This is a genomic window from Microbacterium sp. Root322 (assembly GCF_001425645.1).
In the GTDB taxonomy this organism is placed as follows: domain Bacteria; phylum Actinomycetota; class Actinomycetes; order Actinomycetales; family Microbacteriaceae; genus Microbacterium; species Microbacterium maritypicum.
On sequence record NZ_LMCS01000003.1, the window covers coordinates 377,528 to 390,712 of the forward strand.

Consider the following 13,185-nt stretch of genomic DNA (forward strand, 5'->3'; position numbering starts at 1 on the left):
TGATCCGATCATGGATGTGAAGAAGCTCACCCGGAATCCGCTGATCTACGTCGCGCTGATCGGCGTGCTCCTGTTCGGCGGTTTCCTGCTGATCTCGAATCTGGGCGCGCCCAAGCAGATCACGACGCAGGAGGGGCTCAAGCTCCTCTCCGGCACCACGGTCACCGAGGTCGTGAACACCGACGGCGATCAGCGCGTGGACATGACGCTCTCCAAGCCGTTCCAGGGCTCGGAGAACGTGCAGTTCTACTACGTCGACGCGCGCGCCGACGAGGTGGTCACCGCGATCAACGAGGCGGCTCCGAAGGACGGCTTCAACGACGCCGTCCCGCGCGCGACCTGGTTCGACGGCTTCCTCTCGCTCCTCCTTCCCCTCGTGCTGCTGGGTCTGCTGTTCTGGTGGCTGCTGTCGTCGATGCAGGGCGGTGGCGGCAAGGTCATGCAGTTCGGCAAGTCCAAGGCCAAGCTCGTCAACAAGGAGACCCCCACCGTCACCTTCGCCGACGTGGCCGGTGCCGACGAGGCCATCGAAGAGCTCCATGAGATCAAGGAATTCCTCCAGGACCCCGCGAAGTTCCAGGCCATCGGAGCCCGCATCCCGAAGGGCGTGCTGCTGTACGGCCCTCCCGGAACCGGCAAGACGCTCCTCGCCCGCGCCGTCGCCGGCGAGGCCGGAGCCCCCTTCTACTCGATCTCCGGTTCCGACTTCGTCGAGATGTTCGTCGGCGTCGGTGCCTCGCGCGTGCGCGACCTCTTCGGCCAGGCCAAGGAGAACGCGCCGGCCATCATCTTCATCGATGAGATCGACGCCGTCGGTCGTCACCGTGGCGCCGGCATGGGCGGCGGCAACGACGAGCGCGAGCAGACCCTCAACCAGATGCTGGTGGAGATGGACGGCTTCGACCCGAACGCGAACGTCATCGTGATCGCGGCGACCAACCGCCCGGACATCCTCGACCCCGCACTGCTGCGCCCCGGTCGCTTCGACCGTCAGATCGGCGTCGACGCGCCCGACCTCAAAGGCCGTCAGAAGATCCTCGAGGTGCACAGCAAGGGCAAGCCTCTGGCGAAGAGCGTCGACCTCGAGGTCGTCGCCCGCAAGACCCCCGGATTCACGGGTGCCGACCTCGCGAACGTGCTCAACGAAGCCGCTCTGCTCACCGCGCGCTCGAACGCGCAACTGGTCGACAACCGTGCCCTCGACGAGGCCATCGACCGTGTGATCGCCGGCCCGCAGCGCCGCACCCGCGTGATGCGGGACAAGGAGAAGCTGATCACGGCGTACCACGAGGGCGGTCACGCGCTCGCCGCCGCTGCGATGAACTACACCGACCCCGTGACCAAGATCACGATCCTGCCCCGCGGCAAGGCCCTCGGCTACACGATGGTGCTGCCGCTGGACGACAAGTACTCCGTCACCCGCAACGAGCTCCAGGACCAGTTGACTTACGCGATGGGTGGCCGCGTCGCGGAGGAGATCGTGTTCCACGATCCGACCACCGGGGCCTCGAACGACATCGAGAAGGCCACCTCGATCGCCCGCAAGATGGTCATCGAGTACGGCATGACCGCCGAACTCGGTCCTGTGAAGCTGGGGACGGAAGGCGGCGAGCCCTTCGCCGGCCGCGACATGGGTCGAGGCCGTGAGTACTCCGAGACGATCGCCGAGCGGGTCGACACCCAGGTCCGCGCGCTCATCGAACAGGCCCACAACGAGGCGTACGAGGTCATCAGCGCGAACCGCGACATCCTCGACAAGCTCGCCCTCGCGCTGCTCGAGGAGGAGACCCTCGACCACAACCAGATCGCGGAGATCTTCACCGAGATCAAGAAGCTCCCCGAGCGCCCGCTGTGGCTCTCGAGCGAAAGACGCCCGGTGTCCGAGCGCCCTCCGATCGAGGTGCCGAAGAAGGATGTCTCGCTCGCGGCATCCGTCGAGGCTCCGGCCAGCGCGCCGCGCACGCAGCAGGGTTCGGCGGGAGCCGGGAACCCGCGGCCCGCGACGGCGTGACGTGACAGTAGACAGGCAGCGTGTCGAACGGCTCACGAGAGAGCTGCTCGAGGCGATCGGCGAGGACCCGGACCGACCGGGGCTGAAGCAGACCCCGTCGCGCATGGCAGAGCTGTATTCCGAGTTCTTCTCGGGCGTCGGCGAAGATCCGGCCGAGCCGCTCGCGCGCACCATCAGCGTCTCGCGCGGTCCCGCACCCGACACCCTGCCCTCCGGTGCTGTGCTGCTGCGCGACATCCGCTTCCGTTCCGTCTGCGAGCATCACCTGCTGCCGTTCGCCGGGCATGCGCACATCGCCTACCTCCCCGGCGAGCAGGTCGTGGGGCTCGGAGCGCTCGTGCGTGTCGTCGAGATCCTCGCGGCTCGCCCCCAGGTGCAGGAGCGCCTCGGCGAGCAGATCGCCGACACCATCGCGGAGCACCTCGACACCCGGGGCGTGCTGGTCGTGCTCGATGCCTCGCACGGGTGCGTGACGATGCGCGGCGGCCGGCAGACCGAGGCATCGACCCTCACGATCGCGGCGCGCGGCGAGTACACGGACGCCGTCGCCAGGGCGGAGCTGATCACGCTGATCGGCGCGTCCGTCCCCCTCGGGGCGACGGCGCGCTGATGACCGGCATCTGGGGCATCGTCAACGTCACACCCGACTCCTTCAGCGACGGCGGGCGCTATCTCGACGTCGATCGCGCGGTCGCCCATGCACTGCGGCTGCGGGCCGAGGGTGCAGCAGTGCTCGACGTCGGCGGAGAGTCGACCAGACCCGGTGCCGACCGCGTCGGCGACACGGTCGAGCAGCAGCGCGTCATCCCCGTGATCGAGCAGCTCGCCGCCGCAGGAGTGCCGGTCAGCGTCGACACGCTCAGCGCCTCGACCGCGGCCGCGGCCGTGCGGGCCGGCGCCAGGATCGTGAACGACGTCTCCGGAGGGCTCGCCGACCCCGACATGCGTGCGGCCGTCGCGGAGTCCGGGGCCGACTTCGCGATCGGGCACTGGCGTGGCTTCTCGGCCGACATGTACGCGAAAGCCGAGTACCGGAGGGTCGCGCGTGAGGTCGCCGGCGAACTGCAGGAGCGCATCGGCGAGGCCGCGGCCTCCGGAATCGCCCCGTCGCGCCTCATCGTCGACCCCGGCATCGGGTTCGCGAAGGCAGGTGGGCAGAACTGGGACGTGCTGCGGGGACTCGACGAGATCGTCGCACTGGGGCCTCGCGTGCTCATCGGCACCTCGCGCAAGCGTTTCCTCGCCGAGGTGCTGCGTCACGAGACCGGCCCCGACGAAGAGGTGTCGGAGTCTCGGCGCGATCTCGCGACCGCCGTCACCAGCGCTCTCGCGGTCAGGGCAGGAGTCTGGGCCGTGCGTGTGCACGACGTGGCATCCACGCGTGATGCGCTCGCGATCGCGCACGCCTGGGAAGGCTGAGGCGTATCGGGGCGGCCCCGTACGCTAGAGGCATGCAGTCCCTCGACGAGATCGTCCTCACCGGTCTGACCGTGTTCGGTCGTCACGGCGTCTTCGACCACGAGCGCCGGGACGGACAGGACTTCACGATCGATCTGCGTCTGCGGCTGTCGCTCGCGAAGGCCGCAGACTCGGACGAGGTGACGGACACGGTGCACTACGGAGAGCTGGCCGAGAAGGTCGCCGCCGTGGTGGCCGGTGAACCGGTGAATCTGATCGAGACGCTCGCCGAGCGCATCGCCGCCGTGGGTCTCGAGGACCGGCGGGTGCAGGAGGTCGTCGTGACCGTGCACAAGCCGCACGCGCCGATCCCGCTGAACTTCGCCGATGTGGCGGTCACCATCACTCGCCGCCGCACGACCGACGCGATGGAGGACACGACCGCATGAGCCGCAACCTCACGAACCCGCCCGACATGCCGGGGCCTCGCCCCGGACGCCCGGAGACCACCGCGGTCGTCGCGCTCGGCGCGAACCTCGGGGATCGTCACGGCACGATCAGGGCGGCAGCCGAGAGGATCGCCCGGCTGCCGCTGGTGAGTGAGGTGCGCCTCTCCCGACTGTTCGAGACCGTGGCCCTCCGTCTCGACGGCCCCGACCCCGAAGCGCCCGGATACGTCAATGCCGTGGCGCTGGTCACCACGCGCCTCGCACCCGAGATCCTTCTCGGGATGCTGCACGCCATCGAGGACGAGAACGGCCGGGAGCGCCGTGAGCGCTGGGGCGACCGCACCCTCGATCTCGACCTCATCGCGTATGACGGCGTGCTCTCCGACGAACCGCGTCTGCAGCTGCCGCACCCTCGGGCCGCTGAGCGGCTCTTCGTGCTCGATCCCTGGTTGGACCTCGACCAGGACGCGGTGCTGCCCGGTCGGGGCAGAGTCGCCGACCTCGCAGCCGAGCTGCGCGCCCGGGGCGAGGGATGAGACGCACCTCTGCAGGCGTGCTCGTCGTCCTCGCGCTGCTCTCCGGTGCCGGCGGCTTCCTGCTCGATCACCTGCTGACTGCGTCGGGCCGCATCACCTTCACTCCGTCGCTGCTGCTCCCGGTGCTCCTGCTGTTGATCGCCGCGGCATCCCTCGGCGTCGCCTGGCCGGTGCGCCGGAGCGTGCGATCGGGTATCCGCATCGATCCGTTCCGTGCGCTCAGGGCAGCCACGCTCGCCCGGGCGTCGAGCCTGCTCGGCGCCATCATGGCGGGATTCGGAGGCGGGTTGCTCGTCTTCCTCGTGTCGCGTCCCGTGGTTCCGCAGGTAGGGTCGACTGTGGCCATGCTGGCCCTGATCGGAAGTGCGATCGTCCTCGTGATCGCCGCGCTCGTCGCCGAACAGTTCTGCACCCTGCCGAAGGATCCTGATGACTCAGAACCCAGAGACCGCGCCCCTGAACTCGGCGGAGGGCACTGACCTCGACGCCCTCGACCGGGGGACGTACACGCAGCTGCGCACGGCACGCAACGAGGCCCGCCTCGAACTCGACGGCACGTGGCACCAGATCTCGCCGCGCTACGTCGTCTCGCAGATCCTGCAGAACGTGATCTTCATCGTGCTCGTCGTCGTCGCCGCCGTCGTGCTGAACATCGTGCTGCACCAGCAGTGGGTGTGGATCCCCGCCGGGATCATGCTGCTCATCACCGTGTTCGCGCTCATCATCCTCCCGCGGCAGGCGAAGGCGATCGGCTACATGCTCCGCGCCGACGATATCGTCTTCCGCAAGGGGATCCTCTGGCAGCGCATGATCGCCGTGCCTTACGGCCGCATGCAGTTGGTCGACATCACTCAGGGGCCGCTCGATCGCGCGTTCGGCATCGCCCAGCTCAAGATGGTCACGGCCGCGGCCACGACCGGTGTGCAGATCCCGGGCCTCACCCAAGAGGCGGCCGAGGCGCTGCGCGACACGCTCATCCACGTCGCCGAGACTCGCCGGACAGGCCTGTGAGCGAGCAGCAGCCCCCTCTCGCGCCGAGCGCTCAGGCACCCGTCGGCGGGGAGGCCTCCGAGACGCTCGCGAACGGCGAGTGGCACCGGATGCACCCGCTCACCCCGCTCTTCAAGGGCGGGCTGGCGCTGATCATCATCGCGGGTATCGTCATCGCGAACATGCGGGACCGGCTCATCGCCTGGGCCGTGGCGCTGTTCACGCCCGAAGAGGCGCACTACGGCGACTACGGCGGCGCCGACCCCGTCGACTGGGTGCTCTCGAACAACCTGATCCTCGTCGCGCTGCTCGGCGTGCTGGGGCTCGTGGTCGTGCTGGTGCTGATCTTCTGGTTCGTCTGGCGCTTCCAGCAGTTCCGGATCACCGGAGACCATGTCGAGGTCCGCAAGGGCATCATCTTCCGTTCGCACCGCCGCGCGCCCCTCGACCGCGTGCAGGGCGTCAACCTGACCCGTCCGTTCCCCGCTCGTATCATCGGACTCGCCAAGCTCGAGGTCGTCGGCGCCGGCAACGACGCGAACGTCGAGCTCGAGTACCTTGCGACGCCGCGGGCCGAGGCCGTGCGCGCCGACATCCTGCGCCTGGCTTCCGGGGCACGCGCGGCGCGCGATGCCGCACGGAACCCGGGCGCGGCAGCGGCCGCACCGGCGTCCGCTCGGGCGCAGCTGGTCGGATCGATGAACGCGGGGGTGAACGATCTCATCTCCGGTGTCGATCTCGCCGACGTGGTCCCGGAGAGCGTCGTCAAGATCCCGACCGGCCGGCTCGTGGGATCGCAACTGATCTCGGGCCTGCTCTGGTTCGTGTTCTTCGGAGCGATCTTCGCGGTCGCGATGGGCAGTGCGCTGATCGGCATGCTGGCCGACGGCGTCACCGACGGCGGCATCGTGATCCTCGGGATGGGCCTCGGCATGGGTGTGCCCATGGTCATCGCCGTGGTCGGTATCACCTGGGCGCAGATCTCGAAGTCCCTCCGCTACTCGATCGCGCCGACCCCGGACGGTGTGCGGATCACCTACGGTCTTCTCACGACCGTGACCGAGACCCTTCCGCCCGGACGCATCTTCGCGGTGGAGGTCTCGCAGTCGCTGCTGTGGCGCCCGTTCGGCTGGTGGACGATCAAGATCAACCGGATGAGCGGCAAGAGCGCCGCTCAGCAGTCGTCCGGGAGCGGGCAGCAGTTCAACGTGGTGCTGCCGGTCGGCAAGCGCGCTGACGTCGAGCGAGTGCTCGCTCTGGTGCTGCCCGACGTGCCGGCGGAGAGCATCCCGTTCCTCTGGGAACAGGGCATCGTCGGCCCCGCAGACGGCGACACCTATCGCACGATGGCGCGGCGCGCGCGGTGGCGGCGTCCGTTCTCCTGGAAGCGTCATGGCTACCTGGTCGCCGACTTCGGTCTGCTGCTGCGCCGCGGGAACGTGTGGCGCAAGCTCGCGGTGTTCCCGCTGGCACGCCTGCAGGGCGTCTCCCTCAGCCAGGGACCGATCGATCGGGCACAGCGGGTCTCCGGCGCGCAGGTGCACACCGTGCCCGGTCCCATCACCGGATACCTCTCGGGGTTCGAGCGGGCGGACGCGCTGGCGCTGATCGACGAGGTCAGCCTCGCTGCCGCCGAGGCGGCCTCGCGCGACACCACTCACCGGTGGAGCGCGCACACCGATGCGGCAACGGTGGCCGCTCCTGCGGCCCCGCCCGCCTACACCGGCCCGCCGCCGGTCTTCCCCGTCCCCGTGCAGACGGCTCCGCCTGCGCCGCCGGTTCTTCCGTCTGCTCCTCCGGTTCTTCCGGCTGCACCGCCGGTCGGGCCGCCCGCGGGTGCTCCCATGACGCCTCCTGCGCCCCCGGTAGCTCCTCCTGCGCCCCCGGTCATGCCTCCGGTGACTCCGCCGCCTGCACCTCCCGCGAGTGCTCCTGCGGCGCCCCCGGCCGCGCCGCAGGTGACGCCTCTACCGGCACCTCCGGTCGCACCCCCGGCTGCGTCGGACACCCCTCCCGCACCCCCGCTGCGGCGGCGGAGGAGGAGCGACGATGACGCGTGACGGTCGCCTCGGCGTCGGCATCATCGGCGCAGGGCGCGTCGGGCCGGTCGTCGGTGCGGCGCTCGGAGGCGCGGGGCATGCCGTGATCGGGATCACCAGTGGATCCGACGACGAACGTGCCTCCGCGGTGCTCCCTGATGTGCCGGTGCTCGAGGCCCTGGAGGTGGTCCGTCGAGCAGAACTCGTGGTCATCGCCGTCCCCTCCGAGCAGCTGCCCTCGTTGGTGGCGGGCATCGCCGAGGTGGGAGGCTGGCAGGTCGGTCAGCTCGTGCTCCACACCGATCCTGCGTACGGCATCGAGGTGCTCCGCCCAGCGGCCGAGCGCGGAGCGATCCCCCTCGCCGTGCATCCTGCGATCACCTTCACCGGGACCTCGATCGACCTTCGACAGCTCCAGGCCGGGTTCGCCGCGGTGACGGCTCCAGCCGCCGTGCTGCCGATCGCTCAGGCACTCGCGGTGGAGATGGGGTGCGAGCCCGTCGTGATCGCCGAGACCGATCGCGCGGCATACGCGGATGCCATCGCGACGGCGACCGAGTTCTCACGCTCGATCATCGGACAGTCGACCGCACGGCTGCGGGAGATCGGCGTCGAGAACCCGGGCGGCTATCTCTCGGCACTGGTGCAGTCGACCGTCGAGCGGGCGCTGCGCGAAGCCTCCGACGCGCCGCCGCTGATCTGAGAGCTCCTCCTCTCGACCCGCGTCGCACGCCCGGTCGCGGAAGATGGGCTCAGCGTCCGCCGGAGAACCCTCCGCCGCCGCCCCCTCCGGAGAAGCCGCCGCCGAACGATCCGCCGGCGCTCGACGACGTGCCCGAAGAGGCGGCCGAATACGTCGCGGCCGAGTGGGACGAGGCCACGAACGTGGCGAGCTGCGCCCGAAGCGCGAACGATGCGGGATCGCCGATCCAGTATGCTCCGCGCTGGGCCGTCGTATATGCCTTCTCGAGCACATCGCCCCATTCGTCCTCCATGCCGAACAGGATGGCGTAGGGGAGGAGCCTCTCGTACACGTGGATGACGTCGGCGGTGCCGTCGGCTCTTCGCTCAGCCCCGCTGTACGACTGCAGCATGCGCAGGCGGTCGGCGTCCGCGACGCGGATGAACTCCTTCACCCCCTGCAGATATTCGTATGTGCGGGCGCCCTCGGCGGTGAGCACGGTGTGCTTCGAGAAGGCGTAGAGGCTGGAGAGGAGCACGAGGAACGTGCCGAATGCGATCACGACGAGGGCGGGAATCGCCGACAGTCGTCCGCTGGCCGCGCTCCAGATCCCGAACCCCAAGCCGAAGACCGCGATGCCGATCGCGCACCACTGCAGGATCATCGCACCTCGGCTGCGCACCTTCTCGGTGAGTCCGCGGTTCCGGGCCGCGGTCGTTCCGCTGTGCTGGAGCGCGGTCATGCGAGCGGCGAAGGCTTCGTCGGCGGCGGGGAGATCGACCACATCGTCGGTGCCCGCATCGGCGAACAGCGCTTCGAGGGCGTCGACGTCCAACTGGTCGGGGATGTGCGCTCCGGGCAGACGGCGCAGCCGCGGGTCTTCGTCTTCGCCTCCCTCCTCGATGCGCAGCACGCCGCGCACGGCGAGGTGCACGATCTCGGCCGGGATCACGTCCTTGGCGCCGGGAACCACAGCGGCGGCGAGCAGCGGCGGCAGCGCATCCGGCACGTCGTACTGGGCGACCACGATCCCCGTGGCGACGCGCCGTCTGCGCGTGAACGCCGACACGGCCGCCCAGCTGCCGACGGAGAGCCCGAGAGCGCCCACCGCCGCCACTATCGGAGTGATGTCGGCGACCGGGTCCGGAGTGCGGGCGAGGGGTTGGGCGACGGCATCGGGGTCGAGGCCGATGGCGACGGTCACGCCGTCGCCGGCCGGGCGCGCGCCCGACTCGACGCGGAATGTCGCGACACCGCCGTCGGTGGTCGGGCCTTCCAACTCGCACTCGTCCGTCGAGCCGGAGGGCCCGGTGTAGCACCGCGTGGCTCCGTTGAGCTCCGCGCTCAATGCGGGGTCGAACACGACTTCGGCGCGGAAGCGGTCGATGGGCTGCGTGCTGTCGAGGGGGAGCAGATCCCAGTAGAACTCGTCGGCCGGGGGAGCGGATGACCCCGCCGATGGAGCGGTCGCGAGGATCACATCGCGCATCTCGTACTCGATCACGTAGGTAGTGAGCCCTCGCACGAAGTCATCGTCGTTGCCCGTGAGCACGTAGAGGAGGCCGTCTTCCTCGTCGGTCTCGTACGGCACGTCTGCGCCGTTCTCATCGGTCACCGACAGGACCGAGGTCTCGGTGCTCGCCCCCTCGTACGACGTCACGAGTCCGCGGACGATGCCGTGGTTCTGGTCGAAGTCCGGGAAGTCGGCGACCAGGGTCTCGGTCACCCGCATGCGAGCACGGCCCTCGTCGTCGAGACCGATCTCGTAGACGGCATCCCACGAGCTGTAGGAGAAGTCGTCGACATCTGCCGCAGCGGCCGGATGCGGCGCGGCGGCGACCGACGATGCGGACCCGCCGGGCGCTGCCAGAGCTGCTGCCGGGGCGAGGACCGCCGCCATCGAGAGCGAGAGGGCGGCGAACGCGCGGAGGATGCGGGTGTGGGCCATTCTTCGAGGCTACCCAGCGCGTGCCGAGGAGCGGCACGCCGCCTCGGTAAACTGGGAGGGACTTCCAAGGAGCCCCGCACATGACTGACGCGTCCGCCGCGCCCGAATCGGCCTCGACCGACTCTTCCCTCGAAGAGGACGTCCACGAACAGAAGGCCGTGCGTCTCGCCAAGCGCGAGCGCCTGATCGAGAAGCGGGCGGACGCGGGCGGCGGGGCGTTCCCGGTCGGCGTGCCCGTGACGCACACGATTCCCGCGCTGCGCGCCGAGTACGGCGAGCTCGAGGCGGGCGCCGAGACCGGCGTCATCGTCGGGGTCGCGGGTCGGGTGGTGTTCAGCCGCAACACCGGCAAGCTCTGCTTCGCCACACTGCAGGCGGGTGACGGATCGCGCATCCAGGCGATGATCTCCCTTGCGAACGTCGGCGAGGAATCGCTGGCGAACTGGAAGGAGTACGTCGACCTGGGTGACCACGTGTTCGTGCACGGCGAGGTCATCTCCAGCCGCCGCGGCGAGCTGTCGATCATGGCCGACGACTGGACGATCGCGGCCAAGGCGATCCTGCCGCTGCCCAACGCGTACTCCGAGCTCAGCGAGGAAGGACGCGTGCGCAGCCGCTACCTCGACCTGATCGTGCGGGAGCAGGCGCGCAACACGGTGCGCGCCCGGGCCGCCGTGAACGCGAGCCTGCGTTCGACCTTCACGAGCCACGACTACCTCGAGGTGGAGACCCCCATGCTGCAGGTGCAGCACGGCGGGGCCTCCGCTCGCCCGTTCATCACCCACTCGAACGCGTTCGACACCGAGCTCTACCTGCGCATCGCGCCGGAGCTCTACCTGAAGCGCGCGGTGGTCGGCGGCATCGAGCGCGTCTACGAGATCAACCGCAACTTCCGCAACGAGGGCGCCGACTCCACGCACAGCCCCGAGTTCGCGATGCTGGAGGCCTACCAGGCATACGGCGACTACAACCAGATGGCCGCGCTCACGCAGGAGCTCGTGCAGAACGCGGCGATCGCGGTCGCCGGGTCCACGACCGTGACCTGGGCCGACGGCACCGAGTACGAGCTGGGTGGCGAGTGGGACCGCATCTCGATGTACGAGTCGCTCTCCGCCGCCTCGGGTCGCACCGTCACCCCTCAGGACTCGGTCGAAGACCTGATCGCGTTCGCTCAGGAGAACGACGTCGACCTGCCGCCGCAAGCCACCCATGGCAAGCTCGTCGAGGAGCTGTGGGAGCACTTCGTGAAGGGCGATCTCGTTCGCCCGACGTTCGTGATGGACTTCCCCGTCGACACGTCGCCCCTGGTCCGTGAACACCGCTCGATCGCGGGCGTCGTGGAGAAGTGGGACCTGTACATCCGCGGTTTCGAACTGGCGACCGGGTACTCCGAGCTCGTGGACCCCGTGATCCAGCGCGAGCGCTTCGTCGAGCAGGCCAAGCTCGCAGCCCGCGGTGATGTCGAGGCGATGCCGGTCGACGAGGAGTTCCTGCGGGCTCTCGAGCACGGTATGCCGCCGTCCGGAGGAATGGGCATGGGAATCGATCGCCTGCTGATGGCCATCACCGGCCTGGGCATTCGCGAGACCATCCTCTTCCCCCTGGTCAAGTAGCTCGATCCGTTCCGCCTTCACCCGCCCCGCCTTCACTCCGCCGAGCGAGACCGGAACGCCCACTCCGGGAGCATCGCACCGCCGATCATCGTCTCGAGGAGGGCGGCGAGGGGGTAGCGGGGGTCGATCTCGCGCACCATATCGAGGTATCGGCCCGCGTGGCTCGCGCGCCCCAGGGCCCAGGACAGCCACGCGGCGACGGTGAGCGGGGCAGGTCGCGCGGGTCGCGGTGCCCTCGCGGCCGCTTCGCGCATCGCAGACAGCGCGCATCGCAGGCGGTCGGTGTCAGGGGTGGGACCGCGTCCGAGGAACACCTGGCCCACCTCGTCGGGGACCATCACCCCGGACGCGGCGAAAGCAGTCTGTGCATCGAGCGTGCGGATGCCGCCCGCGAGGTCGGTCGCCCATTGAGCGATCGCGACGTCGCGCAGCAGAGGTCGTTCCAAGCACCACAGCAGCGTGGCCGTCGCGAGAGGCGGGAGACCGTCGGGCGCAGCCAGCACGGACTCGAAGAAGGCCGGAACGTCTTCGAGCAGGACGAGCGCGGCGACGAGCTGCGGATTCTCCCGCGCCGTCAGCCGACCTCGTCCTTTCCCGTCGAGGAGCGCGGCGAGCTCGACCGATGCTCTTCCCACACGCTCCTTCTCCGCGAGATCGATCGGGGGGAGTTCCGCGCCGACGCTCTGGTCTCCGGAGACATCGCCCGTCGGCAGCAGATCGGACGGATGGCAGATCTGCGTCAGCGATCCGAGCTCCGGCTCGTCGTCGATGTAGCTCGACCACCCCGAAGGGGTCACGCAGAGGGCATCGACCACGCGGAGCCCCGCATCCTCGGCGCATCCCAAGAGCTCGTCGAGCATCACCGCATGCGGGAGGACGAGGCCGTCTCGTGTGGGGTGCGCCTCCTCGTCGGTGTAGACGACGACGGCGACCGCATCCGTCCCGGATACGCGAGCCACGAGGCCGACCGCGGCGTCGGCGTAGGCCTCGAGGTCGGTGCCGTCGCGGGGGAGGTCGAGACGCATGGCCCCGTCAGTGCGGGTGCCCCGGAAGGGGAGGAGCACGGTGCTCCGACGAGGCGTGAAGCCCGCGAGAGTGGGGACGATGCCGAGGAAGGCGGCGGAATCTGCGGCGCGGAGAACTGTGGTCATCCCCAGAGTGTGGTCGAGCGTGCGCACCGGTGGGTGCCGAAAGGGGGCCTGTGGACACAGATCCTGTGAGCCCGGAACTGTGCACGAACAGTGGCTCGCGTACCATGGAGTGATGGACAACTTCTGGCTCGCCGCGGCATGGTCGCTTCTGCCGACCGTCGGGGTGAGCATCGTGTTCTTCTTCGTGGTCCGCGGCATCCTCCGCTTCGACCGCACCGAGCGCAAGGTGCACGCGCAGATCGAGGCCGAGGAGCGCGCCGCGCGGGGTCTTCCGCCGCGCGCCTGAGTCCGACCCATCGGCTACTGTGAAGCCAGCGCACCCACTCTGGTGCGCAACTGCTGTGATGGTCACTGCGGTGGCAAGGGGG

Annotated in this window: 13 protein-coding genes; 11 read left to right on the forward strand and 2 right to left on the reverse strand. The window is 69.5% G+C overall.

What is annotated here, in order from left to right:
- Positions 1-10: 10 nt before the first annotated feature.
- The 9 genes from ftsH to ASC55_RS14160 are packed head-to-tail and all read left to right on the forward strand — an operon-like array spanning position 11 to position 8,126.
- On the forward strand, positions 11-2,011 hold the full coding sequence (gene ftsH, locus ASC55_RS14120) for an ATP-dependent zinc metalloprotease FtsH (protein ID WP_055876837.1): 2,001 nt from the start codon (positions 11-13) through the stop codon (positions 2,009-2,011).
- A gap of 1 nt (position 2,012) precedes the next feature.
- The gene (folE, locus tag ASC55_RS14125) at positions 2,013-2,621 is read left to right on the forward strand and encodes a GTP cyclohydrolase I (RefSeq protein WP_055869750.1); all 609 of its coding nucleotides are present in this window, start codon (positions 2,013-2,015) and stop codon (positions 2,619-2,621) included.
- Positions 2,621-3,430: a dihydropteroate synthase gene (folP, locus tag ASC55_RS14130; RefSeq protein ID WP_055876839.1), complete on the forward strand. Its 810-nt coding sequence runs from the start codon at positions 2,621-2,623 to the stop codon at positions 3,428-3,430. The genes folE and folP overlap by 1 nt, the downstream gene beginning before the upstream one ends.
- Before the next feature lie 32 nt (positions 3,431-3,462).
- Positions 3,463-3,858, forward strand: a complete 396-nt coding sequence (gene folB / locus ASC55_RS14135; protein WP_055869756.1) for a dihydroneopterin aldolase — start codon at positions 3,463-3,465, stop codon at positions 3,856-3,858.
- Complete coding sequence (folK, locus tag ASC55_RS14140; RefSeq protein ID WP_055876842.1) at positions 3,855-4,394, forward strand: 2-amino-4-hydroxy-6-hydroxymethyldihydropteridine diphosphokinase; 540 nt, start codon at positions 3,855-3,857, stop codon at positions 4,392-4,394. The genes folB and folK overlap by 4 nt, the downstream gene beginning before the upstream one ends.
- The gene (locus ASC55_RS14145; RefSeq protein ID WP_055869757.1) at positions 4,391-4,873 is read left to right on the forward strand and encodes a DUF3180 domain-containing protein; all 483 of its coding nucleotides are present in this window, start codon (positions 4,391-4,393) and stop codon (positions 4,871-4,873) included. The genes folK and ASC55_RS14145 overlap by 4 nt, the downstream gene beginning before the upstream one ends.
- Positions 4,824-5,405, forward strand: a complete 582-nt coding sequence (locus tag ASC55_RS14150) for a PH domain-containing protein (RefSeq protein WP_055869760.1) — start codon at positions 4,824-4,826, stop codon at positions 5,403-5,405. The genes ASC55_RS14145 and ASC55_RS14150 overlap by 50 nt, the downstream gene beginning before the upstream one ends.
- On the forward strand, positions 5,402-7,444 hold the full coding sequence (locus tag ASC55_RS17805) for a PH domain-containing protein (protein WP_055876844.1): 2,043 nt from the start codon (positions 5,402-5,404) through the stop codon (positions 7,442-7,444). Before ASC55_RS14150 ends, ASC55_RS17805 begins: the two co-directional genes overlap by 4 nt.
- Positions 7,434-8,126 (forward strand): DUF2520 domain-containing protein, encoded by a 693-nt coding sequence (locus ASC55_RS14160; protein WP_055876848.1) that lies wholly within the window; start codon positions 7,434-7,436, stop codon positions 8,124-8,126. Before ASC55_RS17805 ends, ASC55_RS14160 begins: the two co-directional genes overlap by 11 nt.
- Before the next feature lie 49 nt (positions 8,127-8,175).
- Here the strand turns inward: ASC55_RS14160 and ASC55_RS14165 are convergent, their stop codons facing one another.
- On the reverse strand, positions 8,176-10,053 hold the full coding sequence (locus tag ASC55_RS14165; RefSeq protein WP_055876849.1) for a DUF2207 domain-containing protein: 1,878 nt from the start codon (positions 10,051-10,053) through the stop codon (positions 8,176-8,178).
- A gap of 80 nt (positions 10,054-10,133) precedes the next feature.
- Between ASC55_RS14165 and lysS the strand changes: the two genes are divergently transcribed.
- Positions 10,134-11,666, forward strand: a complete 1,533-nt coding sequence (lysS, locus tag ASC55_RS14170; RefSeq protein WP_055876852.1) for a lysine--tRNA ligase — start codon at positions 10,134-10,136, stop codon at positions 11,664-11,666.
- 32 nt (positions 11,667-11,698) lie between these two features.
- Here the strand turns inward: lysS and ASC55_RS14175 are convergent, their stop codons facing one another.
- A complete protein-coding gene (locus ASC55_RS14175) occupies positions 11,699-12,817 on the reverse strand; it encodes a DUF4192 family protein (RefSeq protein ID WP_055871139.1) in 1,119 nt (372 codons plus the stop codon).
- Positions 12,818-12,929: 112 nt separating this feature from the next.
- Between ASC55_RS14175 and ASC55_RS17660 the strand changes: the two genes are divergently transcribed.
- A complete protein-coding gene (locus ASC55_RS17660) occupies positions 12,930-13,103 on the forward strand; it encodes a hypothetical protein (protein WP_017831493.1) in 174 nt (57 codons plus the stop codon).
- Positions 13,104-13,185: the final 82 nt, after the last annotated feature.